The 14,594-nt window shown below is 61.4% G+C and carries 16 protein-coding genes and 1 tRNA gene; 10 read left to right on the top strand and 7 right to left on the bottom strand.

Going from position 1 to position 14,594, the window contains the following annotated elements; genetic code table 11:
* The first annotated feature begins 104 nt into the window (after window positions 1-104).
* The 5 genes from AC1Q6J_RS18455 (at window position 105) to AC1Q6J_RS18435 (ending at window position 4,592) form a co-directional block, all read left to right on the top strand.
* A complete protein-coding gene (locus AC1Q6J_RS18455) occupies window positions 105-1,514 on the top strand; it encodes an adenylate/guanylate cyclase domain-containing protein (protein WP_492280656.1) in 1,410 nt (469 codons plus the stop codon).
* A gap of 234 nt (window positions 1,515-1,748) precedes the next feature.
* Window positions 1,749-2,228 carry a tellurite resistance TerB family protein gene (locus tag AC1Q6J_RS18450; protein WP_492280655.1) on the top strand — a complete coding sequence of 160 codons (480 nt, stop codon included), beginning with the start codon at window positions 1,749-1,751 and terminating at the stop codon, window positions 2,226-2,228.
* 70 nt (window positions 2,229-2,298) lie between these two features.
* On the top strand, window positions 2,299-3,075 hold the full coding sequence (locus AC1Q6J_RS18445) for an SDR family NAD(P)-dependent oxidoreductase (protein WP_492280654.1): 777 nt from the start codon (window positions 2,299-2,301) through the stop codon (window positions 3,073-3,075).
* Between the two features lie 199 nt (window positions 3,076-3,274).
* Window positions 3,275-4,063, top strand: a complete 789-nt coding sequence (locus AC1Q6J_RS18440) for a glutamine amidotransferase (RefSeq protein ID WP_492280653.1) — start codon at window positions 3,275-3,277, stop codon at window positions 4,061-4,063.
* A 1-nt stretch (window position 4,064) separates the two neighbouring features.
* Window positions 4,065-4,592 carry a nuclear transport factor 2 family protein gene (locus AC1Q6J_RS18435; RefSeq protein WP_492280652.1) on the top strand — a complete coding sequence of 176 codons (528 nt, stop codon included), beginning with the start codon at window positions 4,065-4,067 and terminating at the stop codon, window positions 4,590-4,592.
* Here the strand turns inward: AC1Q6J_RS18435 and AC1Q6J_RS18430 are convergent.
* Together AC1Q6J_RS18430 and AC1Q6J_RS18425 are read right to left on the bottom strand one after the other, a co-directional pair.
* Window positions 4,564-5,787, bottom strand: coding sequence for a bifunctional alpha/beta hydrolase/OsmC family protein (locus tag AC1Q6J_RS18430; RefSeq protein ID WP_492280651.1), 1,224 nt, complete (start codon window positions 5,785-5,787; stop codon window positions 4,564-4,566). The two genes, AC1Q6J_RS18435 and AC1Q6J_RS18430, sit on opposite strands and share 29 nt — an antisense overlap.
* A gap of 215 nt (window positions 5,788-6,002) precedes the next feature.
* Window positions 6,003-6,078 (bottom strand) — tRNA-Ala (locus AC1Q6J_RS18425).
* Between the two features lie 344 nt (window positions 6,079-6,422).
* Here AC1Q6J_RS18425 and AC1Q6J_RS18420 point away from each other — a divergent pair.
* The 3 genes from AC1Q6J_RS18420 to folD are packed head-to-tail and all read left to right on the top strand — an operon-like array spanning window position 6,423 to window position 7,975.
* The gene (locus AC1Q6J_RS18420) at window positions 6,423-6,713 is read left to right on the top strand and encodes a YggT family protein (protein WP_492280650.1); all 291 of its coding nucleotides are present in this window, start codon (window positions 6,423-6,425) and stop codon (window positions 6,711-6,713) included.
* A gap of 40 nt (window positions 6,714-6,753) precedes the next feature.
* Window positions 6,754-7,077: a DUF167 domain-containing protein gene (locus AC1Q6J_RS18415; protein ID WP_492280649.1), complete on the top strand. Its 324-nt coding sequence runs from the start codon at window positions 6,754-6,756 to the stop codon at window positions 7,075-7,077.
* A gap of 13 nt (window positions 7,078-7,090) precedes the next feature.
* Complete coding sequence (folD, locus tag AC1Q6J_RS18410; RefSeq protein ID WP_492280648.1) at window positions 7,091-7,975, top strand: bifunctional methylenetetrahydrofolate dehydrogenase/methenyltetrahydrofolate cyclohydrolase FolD; 885 nt, start codon at window positions 7,091-7,093, stop codon at window positions 7,973-7,975.
* Between the two features lie 166 nt (window positions 7,976-8,141).
* On the opposite strand, the gene AC1Q6J_RS18405 is transcribed toward folD, so the two are convergent.
* From AC1Q6J_RS18405 to AC1Q6J_RS18395, 3 genes are all read right to left on the bottom strand, one after another.
* The gene (locus AC1Q6J_RS18405; protein WP_492280647.1) at window positions 8,142-9,623 is read right to left on the bottom strand and encodes a M20 family peptidase; all 1,482 of its coding nucleotides are present in this window, start codon (window positions 9,621-9,623) and stop codon (window positions 8,142-8,144) included.
* Window positions 9,624-9,653: 30 nt separating this feature from the next.
* Window positions 9,654-10,184: an inorganic diphosphatase gene (gene ppa / locus AC1Q6J_RS18400; protein ID WP_492280646.1), complete on the bottom strand. Its 531-nt coding sequence runs from the start codon at window positions 10,182-10,184 to the stop codon at window positions 9,654-9,656.
* A gap of 280 nt (window positions 10,185-10,464) precedes the next feature.
* Window positions 10,465-10,974, bottom strand: a complete 510-nt coding sequence (locus AC1Q6J_RS18395) for a GNAT family N-acetyltransferase (protein WP_492280645.1) — start codon at window positions 10,972-10,974, stop codon at window positions 10,465-10,467.
* A gap of 168 nt (window positions 10,975-11,142) precedes the next feature.
* On the opposite strand from AC1Q6J_RS18395, the gene AC1Q6J_RS18390 reads away from it, so the two are divergent.
* Both AC1Q6J_RS18390 and AC1Q6J_RS18385 read left to right on the top strand, forming a co-directional pair.
* Window positions 11,143-12,072, top strand: coding sequence for an alpha/beta hydrolase family protein (locus AC1Q6J_RS18390; RefSeq protein ID WP_492280644.1), 930 nt, complete (start codon window positions 11,143-11,145; stop codon window positions 12,070-12,072).
* 77 nt (window positions 12,073-12,149) lie between these two features.
* Complete coding sequence (locus AC1Q6J_RS18385; protein WP_492280643.1) at window positions 12,150-13,052, top strand: HNH endonuclease; 903 nt, start codon at window positions 12,150-12,152, stop codon at window positions 13,050-13,052.
* A 14-nt stretch (window positions 13,053-13,066) separates the two neighbouring features.
* Here the strand turns inward: AC1Q6J_RS18385 and AC1Q6J_RS18380 are convergent, their stop codons facing one another.
* Entirely contained in the window at window positions 13,067-13,264 is a 198-nt protein-coding gene (locus AC1Q6J_RS18380; protein ID WP_492280642.1) for a hypothetical protein, read from the bottom strand.
* Between the two features lie 57 nt (window positions 13,265-13,321).
* Complete coding sequence (locus AC1Q6J_RS18375; protein ID WP_492280641.1) at window positions 13,322-14,563, bottom strand: flavin monoamine oxidase family protein; 1,242 nt, start codon at window positions 14,561-14,563, stop codon at window positions 13,322-13,324.
* Window positions 14,564-14,594: the final 31 nt, after the last annotated feature.

Below are 14,594 nucleotides of genomic sequence, written 5' to 3'. Positions count from 1 at the left end.
GGCGCCGAATAATGCAAAAATATGACTGGCCGGGTGCTTTTGTACCGGCCGGTCAGCCCCACGCATTACTTGGATACCCGCTCATTCTGCCGTAAACTTCCGGTATGAGCGATTTCAATTCCCTCTATTCAGTTCTGAAGCAGACCGCTGATCCGCAGGTCGCCGATGCGATCCAGAACCTTGTCGAGACCGGCACGGACCCCGAACTGAACCGGATCAATCTGATCGACTTCGCCGCGAAGAGGAATCTCGATGAGGAGCGGGTGATCGCGGGATTTCTGCACGCATCGCGGCTCGGCATCTTCGATCTGACTTGGAACGTGCTGTGCCCCGGATGCAGCGGTGTACTCGGCGCGCATGACACGCTGAAGCAGCTGCGGCCTGAGGACTATCACTGCGGCCTCTGCGCGGCGGGCTATCAGGCGTCGGTCGACGACCAGGTCGAAGTTGCTTTCACGGTCAGCCCCAAGGTCCGGCGCATTGCGGCGCATGATCCTCATACGCTGCCGAGCTGGGACTACTGGCGGCAGATTTTCTGGAGTTCGGGAATCGATATCAACGAAGACTCGTTTTCCCGTCTCGTGAACGAGGCGACGCTGGAAGCGGTGGAACTGGCTGCCGGCGAGAAGGCGGTTGTATCGCTGCAATTGCCGGCGGAGTTCGTGATCGTGTTCGAGCCGGTCACCCACTCCGCGCTGTTTATCGACGTCAAGGGTGAGCCGACCAAAGAGAAGCAAAACGCGTCGCTGATCTTCGATGGCGTGCATGCGCCGACCGGCACCATCGAGATGCGTCCCGGGCCGTTGCGGTTGGCGCTTGAAAATCGATCAAAGAACCGCGTGCTGCCCTCGGTGTGGATCGCCGGTGATGCGCTCCACGATCTGCTCGGCAAGCGCAAACCTATCGTCACCGCGAAACGGATTCTTGCAAACCAGACCTTCCGCGATGTCTACAAGGCGGACAATCTCAACATCGACCAGCGTCTCAAGATCACGTCGCTGACGTTCCTGTTCACCGATCTCAAGGGATCGACCGCGCTCTACGAGCGGGTTGGCGATCTGGCCGCCTTCGATCTGGTGCGCGCGCATTTCCGGGCGCTGCTCGAGATCATCGCGTCCGAGGCGGGTGCGGTGGTCAAGACGATCGGTGACGCGGTGATGGCGACCTTCGTCCGGCCGGAGCAGGCGGTCGCGGCGGGCCTGCGGATGCGCAAGGCGATGGACGCCCTGAACGATCAGCGGGGCACCAAGGATCTGCTGGTCAAGATCGGTATTCATGAAGGCGCGTGTCTGGCGGTGATGCTGAACGATCGCCAGGATTATTTCGGTCAGACCGTCAATATCGCGGCGCGGGTGCAGGGTCAGGCGACCGAACGGGCGATCAACGCCACCGGCCCGGTGGTCAAATCGCCGGCGGTCATCGAGCTTCTCGACAAGGCGGGGCTCACCCCGGCGCAGAAAAGCGTCGAACTGCGCGGAATCGCCGACAAAGTGGTGATTTATGAGATTCCGTGACAATGCGGTGTCAAAAGCCGCCTGTTGCCCGGCGACGACGCGCCTTTTACGGACAATCCATCGAGAATGCCGACCGGGAACCGGGCCAAGATTGCCAGAGTTTCATTTTCAGGCCATAGAACCTGATCATTTAGTGCCTTACGTTTGGTTCGGGCATGCTCTATTCGAGAACCGGGTCACCGCTTTTCGGGGGCGTGTCTTAAGTCAGGGTTCCGTTTTCGGCAGCAGAGATTGATGCTCGATAAATTACGCCACTTCATTTCGGACGTCGTTTCCCCCGCCGGGCATGAGAATCGCACCTTCGCCGATAATGATTACCGTCTGGCGGCTACCGCGCTTCTGATTCACGTCATCTCCCTCGATGGCGAACCGTCGGAGACCGAGAAGCGGAAACTTCACGCGCTGCTCGAATACCGGTTCGATCTCGATCCCGGAATGGCCGACAAACTGATCGCAGATGCGACACTGGTCGAAGGCGAGGCGGTTGACCTCTATCACTTCACCAGCGTCATCATGCGCTCGGTCAACGAGGAAGGCCGGCTTCGCATCATCGAGATGATGTGGGAGCTTGTCTTCGCAGATGGCAACGTCTCCGAATTCGAGGATAATATTGTCTGGCGGGCGGCGGATTTGCTCGGCATTTCCTCGCGCGACCGTCTTAATCTCAAGCACCGCGTCTCCGACAGCCGGCTTACGCCGGACGCGGCGACATAGCATTTATTCTTTGTGCGATTTTTCATCTCTCTCTTTGTCCCCCTTAAACCCAAGACAACTGAATGCATTCATGACTAAACGTGTCACGGTGATCACGGGTGCCTCGTCGGGCATCGGCGCGGAGCTGGCGCGCATCTTCGCGTCGAACGGCTACAACACCGTGCTGGTCGCGCGCCGCGACGATCGGCTCAAACTGCTCGCCGATGAGATTGCCGCGGCCGGACATCCGCGGCCGGCCGTCATCGTCTGTGATCTCGGCGCGCCCGGCGCCTGCGATCGGATCGCGGCGGAGCTGAAGGCCATGGAGGCCGAGGTCGACACCGTGGTCAACAATGCGGGCTATGGCCTGTTCGGTGAAGCCCTCGAGCTTGATCGCGAGCAGCAGCTTGCGATGGTCGATCTGAATGTCCGCGTGCTGACCGATCTGACGCTGCGCTTTGCCGACAGTCTGGTCCGGTATCGCGGCGGCATTCTCAACGTCGCCTCGATCGCTTCGTTTCTGCCCGGTCCGCGCATGGCGGTCTATTACGCGACCAAGGCCTATGTCCTGTCGTTTACCGAGGCGATGCGCGGCGAGCTTGGCCCCAGGGGTGTGCGGGTCACGGCATTGTGTCCGGGGCCGGTGCCGACCGAGTTTCAGGGTATCGCCGGCTTCAATCCGGGCCTGGATTCGGCGGTTCTGAATGTCTCCGCCGCCGCAGTGGCGCGGGCCGGCTACCGCGGGCTGATGTCGAACAAGCGGCTGGTGCTTCCGGGCGTCGGGGTCCGCATGATCCCGTTTATGCTCCGTTTCGCGCCCCGCAGCCTGGTGCTGGCCTCGGTCGCCCGGGTGCAGCAGAAGCGTTAGGGCATAACCCCGGAAAGTGGACCCCGGTTTTTGGACAAGGCCATGCCCTCAAAAAGGCCTGCTCAAATCAGGCTTAGCCGCCGCGCAGATCACATCCGCGAAATCCCGGCTCGACGCAGCCGCGGCAACACAATATTTTCAATTTCGGCGTTCAATAGCGACGCTTGTCCTCCGCCGGGGATTGAAGAAGACTGAATCCATGCTGCGGCCTGATGGTGATCGACCAGGCGATTTCGGCCTGACAACTTGCGGCCGGTTCACCGCGCTTCCGGTGCTCATCATTCTGCACGGGCCGATGTCCACACCGGGACGTGTCGGCAACGCGCTCCGCGCCATGGGCCATCCGCTCGATGTTCGCCGCCCGGTGTTCGGCGATTCCCTGCCCGATACGCTCGACAATTATGCTGGCGCGATCACCTTCGGCGGGCCGATGAGCGCCAATGACAACGAGGATTTCATCCGCCGCGAAATCGACTGGCTCGCGGTGCCGCTGAAAGAGAAACGTCCGTATCTTGGAATTTGCCTTGGCGCTCAGATGCTCGCCAAACATCTTGGTGCAAAGGTCGCGCCGCATCCCGAAGGCCGCGCCGAAGTCGGCTATTATCCGATCCGGCCGACCGACGCGGGCCGGAAGATTTGCTCGCACTGGCCCGATCATGTCTATCAATGGCACCGTGAAGGCTTCGAGCTTCCCGCCGGCACCGAGCTGCTGGCCGAGGGCGACGATTTTCCGGTGCAGGCGTTCCGAACCGGGCGATGCTTCGGCATCCAGTTTCATCCCGACGTGACTCACGCGATGCTGCATCGCTGGACCACACGCGGCCATGAGCGCATGTCGTTGCCTGGAGCGCGGTCGCGCGCCGAACACTTCAACGGGCGCCTGGTTCACGATCTTGCGGAGCGTGCCTGGCTGACGGCCTTTCTCGATGGCTGGCTGCATCGTCCGCCGCCAGCGCAATCGCCGGTCGCATCGCTTGCGGCCGAATGACATGGATCAGACAAGCTTCGCGCGCCTGCTGAACGATTTCACGCTGTCCGCGGAATCCGGCGACGGCATGCGGTTCGCTGGGCATTTCACCGAGGACGCCGTCTACTACGACTACATCTACGGCGCACACAAAGGCCGCGCCGAGATCGCGCACATGATGGAGCATCTGTTTCATCGCGATGCCGGCGACGACTATCGCTGGGAGATGTTCAATCCGGTTTGTCATGGCGACATGGGCTATGCATGGTCGTTGTCGAGTTTTACCTCAACGGTGCCGCAGTTCGCCGGGCAGTTCGTGGTGATCGACGGCATGAGCCGTTTCGTTCTGCGCGACGGGCTGATCGCGGAATACCGCGAGTCGGTAAACGGCGGCGTCGCCATGGCCCAACTCGGTGTCGAGCCGGAGCGGATGGTGAAAGTCCTTAAACGCTGGTCCGGCTGGCTCAGGGACCGGCCGGAAACCGTCGATTATCTGTCGCGGTCGCGGCGCGCCAAGGTGCCTAGCTCTCGGCCTGTGTCACGATCTTGATTTCCGATGTCAGTGTGCGGTGAACCGGGCACTTGTCGGCAATTTCCATCAGCTTCTTGCGCTGCTCGGCATCGAGATCGCCTTCCATCGCAATCGTTCGATCGATCCGGCTGATCATGCCATCCCTGGTTTCGCATTCCTCGCAATCCTGGGCATGGATACGGCTGTGCTTCAGCGTCACGGTGGTGCGCGCGAGCGGAATCGACTTGCGCTCGGCATATAGCCGCATCGTCATCGAGGTGCAGGCGCCAAGAGCCCCGAGCAGGAAGTCGTAAGGGCCGGGACCGCTATCCATGCCGCCGACATCGAGCGGCTCATCGGCGAGAACGCGGTGCTTGCCGGCCGCAATCACGTTCTGGAGCTTGCTCGCGCCGGTTTCGCTGACCACGACGACGCCTGCGGGAGGGTTCGCAGAGGCCGCGTCCGCCGGAGCTGCCGCGTCGAGATAGCGCATCGCCCAGGCCGCGATCATGTCGGCGACATAGACCGCGTCGCGCTTCTGCGTCAGCAGATGGTCCGCGCCGGTCAGCGAAATGAAGCTCTTGGGATGCTTCGCCGCGACGAACAGGCGGGTCGCGTTGTCGATGCCGACATAGTCGTCGGTGGGTGAATGAAAGATCAGCAGCGGCTTGTGAAGTCTGGCGACGGTGTCGGTCAGCCTGTGTTCGGCGACGTCATCGAGGAATTCGCGCTTGATGCGGAACGGCCGGCCGGCCAGCGACACTTCGACCTCACCCTGTTCGCGGATCGCGGGAATGTGATCCTTGAACAGATGGGTGACGTGCGACGGGTCCGATGGCGCGGCGACGGTGGCGACGCATTTGGCTTCGGGAATCAGTGACGCTGCCGCAAGAATGGCCGCGCCGCCGAGGCTGTGACCGATCAGGATCGACGGCGCGCGCCGGGTCTTGCGCAGATGATCCGCCGCCAGCACCAGATCGGCGATGTTCGACGAAAACGTCGTATTGGCGAATTCTCCCTCGCTGGCGCCGATGCCGGTGAAATCGAACCGCAGCGTGGCGATGCCGTGCTTCGCCAGCCCCTCCGCGATCCGCTTGGCGGCCAGCACGTCCTTGCCGCAGGTAAAGCAGTGCGCCAGCAGCGCATAAGCGACGGGTTCGCCGTCCGGAAAATCCAGCGAGGCGGCCAGCATCTGTCCCTCTGAGCCCGGAAACTGAAATTTTTCGGTTGTCATGGTTCAGCCTCTCGTCGTGATCGATGCCGCACGGCAGATGCATGCTCGGTGACTTCGATCCTAGCATCGTCATGGCCGGGCGTCGTCCCGGCCATCCACGGCTTGCCTGGGTTGATCCGGGAGAGGCATGGATGCGCGGGTCAAGCCCGGGCATGACGGATTCAGGACGTCATGCCCTGATCGGGACTATGCCTGTTGCCTGTAAGCGAAGGTGTTGGTGGAGCCAGGCGGGATCGAACCGCCGACCTCGTCATTGCGAACGACGCGCTCTCCCAGCTGAGCTATGGCCCCTTGATCGGCCGGGGCCGGTGACGGCGGCGGCGGACAAGAGCGGCCATTTACAATCCCGATCATGGCCAAGTCAAGAACGGCTGAAAGGGCTGTTTTCGCGGGCTTTGGGCCGGAAACCTCCCTTGTTTGCGCCGCCGCGAACCGGTATTGAGGCGGAGGTCCACGGAAGCGAGCGAGTGATCCGGTTCTGACATTCGTGTCATATCCTTCGCGAGCATTTTTACGAATGTCAGAACCAAAGGATCACTCGAATCATAGGTTTGCTAGTGTCCTTTCGTATCCGACGTTTGCTCGGAAGGCGCTGCGGAATGAAGCAAACGTCGGATACAGGACACTAGCTAGCCATGCGCGCCATTCTCGACATCGTCATCATCATTCTGGACCTGTATGTCTGGCTGCTGATCGCCTCGGCCATCCTGTCCTGGCTGATCGCCTTCAATGTTGTGAACACCCGCAACCAGTTCGTCGCATCGGTGGCGGAGTTCCTCTACAAAATCACCGAGCCGGTGCTGCGGCCCATCCGGAACATCATGCCGAATTTCGGCGGTCTCGACATTTCGCCGATCATCGTCATTCTTATCATCATGTTCATTCGGCGCGTGATTTCCTACTACATCTACCCGAACGTGATCTGATCGCGAGACCGCCCCGTTCCTTCTCTCGCATGAGCCCTCCTTGAGTCTTCCTTGGCGTTTCTCAGTTCAAGGCATCAGCATCGCATTGCGCGTCACGCCGCGCGGCGGACGGGACGCGATCGACGGCATTGAAACACTGGCCAATGGCCGCAGCGTTGTGAAAGTCCGGGTGCGCGTCATCGCCGAGGGCGGCGAAGCCAATCGCGCAGTGATCGAATTGCTCGCCAAGGCGCTTCATGTGCCGAAAAGCCATGTGCGTGTGCTGTCCGGCGTGACCTCGCGTCTCAAGCAGATCGCGGTCGACGGCGATCCGAAAAAACTGGGCGATGCCCTGCAAGTTCTGACGAAAACAACCGACTCTTGACGAAAGACACCTGATGACGGCCAAGGTTATCGATGGAAAAATCATCGCCGCAGATCTGCGCGCCCGTGTCGCGGATGAAGTGGCGCGCGTCAAACGCGATCATGGCCTCACACCGGGGCTCGCCGTTGTGCTGGTCGGCAACGATCCTGCCTCCGAGGTCTATGTCCGTAACAAGGCCAGGCAGACCGAGGCCGCGGGCATGGCGTCGTTCGAGCACAGGCTGCCCGCGGACACGCCGCAGAAGGACCTGCTGGCGCTGATCGCGAAACTCAATGCCGATCCGGCCGTTCATGGCATTCTGGTGCAGCTTCCGTTGCCGAAGGGACTGGACACGCAGACGGTGATCAACGCCATCGATCCGGCGAAAGACGTGGACGGTCTGCATCCGATCAATGCCGGGCGGCTGGCCAACGGCCTGCCCGCGCTGACACCATGTACGCCGCTCGGCTGCATCATTCTCGCCAAGACGGTTCACGCTTCGCTGGAAGGCATGAACGCCGTGATTATCGGGCGCTCCAATCTGGTGGGGCGTCCGCTGGTGCAACTGCTGCTCAATGAAAATGCCACGGTGACCATCGCCCATTCGCGCACGCGCGACCTCGCGGACATCTGCAAGCGCGCCGATCTGGTGCTCGCCGCAGTCGGACAGCCCGAAATGGTCAAGGGCAACTGGATCAAGCCTGGCGCAACGGTGATCGATGTCGGCATCAACCGCATCCCGGGGACCGACGGCAAAAACAAGCTGGTCGGCGACGTCGCCTATCAGGAAGCGCTCGGCGTTGCCGGCGCCATCACGCCGGTGCCGGGCGGCGTCGGCCAGATGACGGTGGCGTGCCTGCTGGTGAACACGCTGCGTGCGGCCAGCGCGATCAAGGGGCTCAAGCAGCCGGCGGTGTAAACGGGAAGTGGTGGCGATGAGTTCGTCACATTTTCGATGTCGTCCCCGCGCAGGCGGGGACCCATACTCCCTGTCGTTGCGGTCTAATCGGGAGGGCTGAGATTTATACTTGCCAGATGGGCCGGTGGTTATGGGTCCCCGCCTGCGCGGGGACGACGGCAGGGGGTTACTGCGCCGTGTTCTGCACCAGCCGCCGGTAGAACCGGATCATGTCCGCGTAATTTGTCACGCTCAGACGCTCATCGGTGCCGTGAAAGCGCTTCAGGTCTTCGGCCGTGGCGCGCACTGGCGAGAAACGGAAGATGCTGTCGGTAACATCGAGGTAATTGCGCGAGTCCGTCGCCGCGACCATCAGGCCGGGCACCACCATCGCATCTGGAAAAATCTCGCGGATAGTCCGGTTCACCGCCTGATAGCTCGGGCCGGCGGTGGATGTGACCGGCGGCGGATTGGTGTTGCCGGGTTTCGACGTCACCTTGACGCGATCGTCAGCGATGACGGATTTGACGCGCGCGATCACGCTTTCCTCGGTCTCGCCCGGCAGCAGGCGGAAATTCACCGTCGCCTCGGCGCGGCCGGGCAGCACGTTTTCCTTGTTGCCCGCGTTGAATATCGTCAGCGCGGTCGTGGTGCGGATGGCCGCCGCGGTCTGCGCGGTCTTTTCCATCTGACGGCGCACGAGCGGTTCGAGCAGCCACAGATTCGACAGCGCAACGCGGCTGCCGAAATCCATCTCGGGTGCCGCGGTTTCCAGCGTCTCGCGCATCGCGCCCTTGATGGCGGCCGGGAACGGTCTGGCTTCGAGCCGTGCGAGCGCCTTGCTCAGCTTGCCGATGGCGGTGTCGCGCGGCGGCAATGACGAATGGCCCGGCGTTGCGGTGGTGGACAGATCGAGCGTGACGTAACCCTTTTCGGCGACGCCGATCAGGGCCACGGGGCGATCCGCGCCCTTGAGAATTCCCTCGGTAATCAGCAGGCCTTCATCGAAAACGAAATCGAGGCGCACGCCGCGCGATTGCAGCAGCTTCGAGATCGCCATTGCGCCGCGCTTGCCAGAGACTTCCTCGTCGTGTCCGAACGCGAAATAAACCGTTCGCTTCGGACGGAAGTTTTCTTTCGCCAGTTGCTCGACCGCCTCGAGCATCGAAAACAGGTTGCCCTTGTCGTCCCACGACCCGCGGCCCCAGATGAAACCATCCTTCACGGCGCCGCTGAACGGCGGCGCCTGCCAGTCGCCCTCGGTGCCCGGCGCGATCGGCACCACGTCCTGATGCGCCAGCAGCGCGATCGGCGCAGCTTTCGGATCACTGCCTTCCCATGTGTAGAGCAGGCTGTAACTGGCGACGATCTCGCGCCTGGCGGCGGCATGAAATGCCGGAAAGCTCGCGGCGATCAGGTCATGCAGCGCGCGGAAAGCGTCCGCGCTTTGATCGGCGTCAGTGGCGCTGGCGATGGTTTGCAGCCGGACCGCCGCGCCGAGCCGCTGCGCCGCCGCCTGCGCGTCGACGGTCACGGGCGCCACCGGGGCGACCGCGATCTGCTGCGAGGATTTCCGCCAGGCGTTCGCGACCAGAACGGCTGCGAGAATGACAACGGCCGCGATCAGGAGCAGGACGATGTTGCGGAGGATTCTGATTGCACGGCGCATTGGTTGAATCCCCGGACCTGGTCGACGTGACTATTTTTTCTTGGCGCGCTCGATGCCTTCGACGATCAGCTTGCGGGCGTCGTCCGCGTTGCCCCAGCGCAGCACCTTGACCCACTTGTTGGGTTCGAGGTCCTTGTAGTGTTCAAAGAAATGCTGAATTTGTTGCAGGGTGATGTCAGGCAGATCGCTGTAGTTGGCCACCTTGTCATAGCGCTGCGTCAGTTTCGACGTCGGCACCGCGATGATCTTCTCGTCACCGCCGGCCTCGTCCTCCATGAACAGCACGCCGACCGGGCGCACCGCGATCACGGCGCCCGGTACGATGGCGCGGGTGTTGGCGACGAGAACGTCGCATGGATCGCCATCGTCGGAGAGGGTATGCGGGATGAAGCCGTAATTCCCCGGATAGCGCATGGCGGTGTAGAGGAAGCGGTCCACCACCAGCGTGCCGGCCTCCTTGTCCATCTCGTACTTGATCGGTTCGCCGCCGACCGGCACTTCGATGATGACGTTTACTTCGTGGGGCGGATTTTTACCGAGGGAAATCGCGTCGATACGCATGACAAGCCTTGTGTTTGTTCGGTCGAATGCGCGGACGAATGTCCCCGTATCCGACGTTCGCTTCACCCCGCGCCTTCCGGGCGAACGCCGGATACGAACGGACACGAGCAGACGATAATTCGAGTGATCCTTCGGTTCTGACATTCGCAAATGTGCCGCGAAGGGTACGATACGGATGTCAGAACCGGATCACTGGTTAGCCAATCGGGAGCGGGGCTGGAAGCCCGAAAAAATAGCCAAAAGGATGAGACGGGAGGGCCTCAGGCCATCCAGGCGAAAATCACGCCGTCCAGGCAAACGCGACCTTGTCGAGCGACTTGCCGCCGAACCGCTCCGAGGAGCGTGCGACCATGCGGCCGCCGAGGGTGCGGTAGAATTCGACCGCCGGCTCGTTGTCGGAAAGCGCCCAGATCACCATGCTTTTCAGCCCGCTCTGGACCAGATCGCGCTTGGCGGCGGTGAACAGGCGGCGGCCGAAGCCGAGGCCCTGGAATTCCGGCCGCAGGTAGAGCTCGTAGATCTCGCCTTCAAAATGCAGGCTGCGGGCGCGGTTGCGGCCATAATTGGCATAGCCCGCGATCCTGTCGCCGAACGACAACACGCTGACGCGGCTGCCTTTTCGGATCGCGGAATCCCACCACTGCGGGCCGCGGCGATTGATCAGCTTCTCGAGTTCGGCGCCGGGAATGATTCCCTGGTAGGCCGCGCGCCACGCCTCATCGTGCGTCGCAGCGACTGCGGACGCATCGGAGGCCTTGGCTGGCCGGACTTCGATAAGGATCGTGCTCATGGTGCAATCAAAGCAACTCGCGGCCCCGCCTTCAAGGTCCATCGTTAATTATCGGTTAATATGTGGGCTTTTTGCATCAGGTCAAAGGCGGGGTTGTCCCGAAAGAGGACAGGAAGACGCTGCAAACCGCTTGGCTTGGCTGTCGGCGGCGGGCAATGATCGTCGCAGATGACAAAAAACGCATTGTTCAAGATGGCCATCCTGCTTCTTGCGGTTGGTCTTTTGCCGCAAACACCCGTCTGGGGCGAGAATCAGTTGGGCGCGCGAGGCGGCGAAGCAGCGCCGAATCGGCGTCAGGACTGGCTGGTGCCGACGCAGGACCAGATCACACCTTCGCGAGCCGTTCTGTTTCGCCCCGCCGGCAAGGGCCCGTTCCGTCTCGCCGTGATCGCCCATGCTTCGACGCAGAACCGGCTGGCGCGCGCGCAGATGCCGCAGCCGGAATATCCGGCGCTCGCGGCGGCGCTGGTGGCGCGCGGCTTCGCGGTGCTGGTGCCGCAGCGGCTCGGCCACGGCAAGACCGGCGGACCCTATCTCGAAGACCAGGAAGGCTGCGACAACGCCGAATACGCGATGTCGGCGCGCTCGACCGGCGAAGCGATCATGGCCGCGCTCGCCTTCATGCGCACGCAGCCGTTCATCCGCAAGGACGCGTCGGTGATCGTCGGGCATTCGGCGGGAGGCTGGGGCGCGCTGGCGCTGGCGGATCAGGGTCCGAAAAGCATTTCGTCGATCGTGGTGTTCGCGCCGGGGCGCGGTGGCCGCAAGGATGATCGCGCGAACAACATCTGCGCGCCGGAGAAACTCATCGCCGCGGCGAAGGAATTCGGCGAGGACGCGAAAGTGCCGGTGACGTGGCTGGTGGCGGAAAACGATTCATATTTTCCGCCGGAGTTCTCGAAGAAGCTGGCCGATGCCTTCATCGAGGCCGGCGACGACAAGGTGGATTTTCAGGTGCTGCCGCCGTTCGGCAAGGAAGGACACTGGCTGGCGGAAGCGCGGGAGGAGGGGGTGATGGAATCGATTCTTGCCAATGCTGCGGAATTGAATGTTCAGGCGCCGGTCGCGCAGGGAACGAGCGCGAAGAAGAAGCAATGATCGACGACACAAGTATACTCGCGTATTAAATGTCACCTTCTGTATCACGTTCGTAAGGCCGATTCGGTCGACAGTTTATGGCAAAAGCAGTTTTTACCACGAAGGTGACGTCAAGCTATGATGACCTACCTGAGGTCCGGTATCATTTTCCGAAGACATACCTCAACTACGCCAGACAAGCAGTCGGCGATCATGTCGTTTACTACGAACCGCGTCGATCAAGCCTAGATCTATCGAGTATTGGGGGGCGCCAGTCGTACTTCGGCGTTGCGCGCGTCAAATCAATTGTTGAGGACGAAAAGCAGCCAGATCACTACTATGCGCTTGTGGGCGACTATCTAGACTTCGACAGGCCGGTGCCGTTTTCCGAAAGCTCGGTCTATTATGAAAGTGCTCTACAGAAGGAAGATGGCAGCACCAATAAAGGGGCATTTGGACGCGCTGTACGCCTCGTCCCCGACGATGAGTTTGATCGCATTCTGAAAGCGGGCTTCGCGCCAATCTTGGCAGAACAATCAGCCGTCTCAGAAAATCCTGCACAAGGCTTCTCTGAACCGCCTGAGCCGTTTATTCGGCCGATTGTTGAAATGACCATATCTCGCCCGTTTCGAGAAAAGTCATTTATGCACAATGTCCGTGCGGCTTATGCAAATCGATGTGCGATCACGGGCCTGAGATTGATAAACGGGGGCGGTCGACCCGAAGTTCAAGCAGCTCACATCCAACCTGTCGCATCAAATGGACCAGATTCTGTAAGGAACGGATTGGCGCTGTCTGGCACGGTTCATTGGATGTTCGACCGAGGACTGGTGTCGGTTGGCGACGATTATCGCATTCTCATCGCCAAAAACTATGTCCCAGACGATGCGTTGCGCCTAATAAATCAAGATCGCACGCTTAGTCTTCCAAATGATCAAACTCTTCATCCAAATACGCATTTTTTGAAGTTTCACCGCGATAACATCTTCAAAGGCGCGTAAGTTTCAGCCACATCTCATTTTGAGTCGAGATCGTACTTGGTTCCGAACCACTTTACGAATTCGCTGGGCGTGTCGTGCGATGTCCAATGGCTAGCTAGTCGCTCATCGTCGATTCCGGCATCGACGATTGTTATGCAGTAAATATCCTGAAGGTAGTGATCGACAGCGCTGCGCCAGTCCTTGAATGAGAAGAGTGTTTCGTTCAGGCTCATGGTGGACTCGTGCTGTTGGACGATCAGCGCCCATCACAAGATAGAGTCGTAAGTCTGTCAAGTAATCGCAATATCCACCACTTCCCCCGCCGCGCGCACGCCGGTTTCCTGTGCCCCGTGGGCCGTCGTGAAGAAGTTCGGCGAGGTTGCTTCGCCCGCAAAGAACAGCCGGTCGTCGACGGGTGCGGCGAGAACCGCGCGGTCGTCGGCGTGGCCCGGCAATGCGTGTGAGTACGATCCGAGTGCGAACGGATCGTGCGCCCAGCGGGTTTCCGCAAGCGGCGTCAGCTTGCGGCGGAAATCCGATCCCAGCAGCATGACCAGTTCGTCGATGGCTTGCGCCGCCAGCGCGCCGTCTCCGGCGTTCTCCAGTTCGCGTGCGAATGTGCCGCCGAAAAATCCCGAGATGCAGGGCTGGCCCATCGGACGCAGGTGATAACTGCCGGTGCCGACGCGATCGAGCGCGCCATAGAGATGCCCGTCGCTCGGCAGCGCGTCGGGATCGTCCAGCGCCAGCATGACCTTGTCCGCGAGGCCGAGCGGCAGCCCGGCCGCAGCACTCACCTTGTCCGGCAGCGGCGGATGAAAGCGGATCGATTCATTGGCGATCAGGTCGGTCGGTGCGGTAACGATCACTTTGCGCGCGGAGATTGTCCCCTGCGAGGTCTCGATCCTGACGCGCGCGCCGGAATGATCGACCAGCGTGACTTTCGCGTTCAGCGCCACCGGACACGGCGCGCCATAGGCCGCGATCAATGCGCCATAGCCACGGCGGACCCGCCAGTTGATGCCGGTGTCTTCATACGCGTCGAAGTCATAGGTCGAGACGCGATCGAGCTCGGTGCCGTTGATGTAGGTGCTGATCGCATCGATCTGTGCGTTCCAGCGATTGCCGGGTTCGAGCCATTTGCTGGCGGGTGTATCCTGCGGCAGATCGGACGCGGCGCCGACACGGGCGTCGAACGCGTCCATCGCCGCGAGGAATTCCTCGCGGGCCTGCGGTGGAAACCCGGCATTGAGGCTTTGCTCGCGCCAGCGCGGGCGCGTCTCGTTGATCGCGAAGCCGAGATCGCGCGCGATCGCCACGAACGAATTCTTGTCGGCGGAATGCAGCCACTCGCAGCCGACATCGAACACGATGCCGCCGGGCAGAATCGCGGTCTGGCTGCGGCCGCCGATGCGCTCGCGCGCTTCGAGGATGAGGACGGACAGTCCTGAATTTTCCAGCGCACGCGCGGCAGCGAGGCCGGCGGCGCCGGCGCCGATGATCGCAACATCGATGTCGGAAGGAAGGGGCATAAGGCGAATAGTAAGTAGCGAATGGCGAATA

The organism is Afipia sp. MLSD5-FHT05B12 (assembly GCF_058793355.1).
Note: the sequence above shows the minus strand (reverse complement) of the source record. Positions and strands in the feature narration are given on the sequence as shown.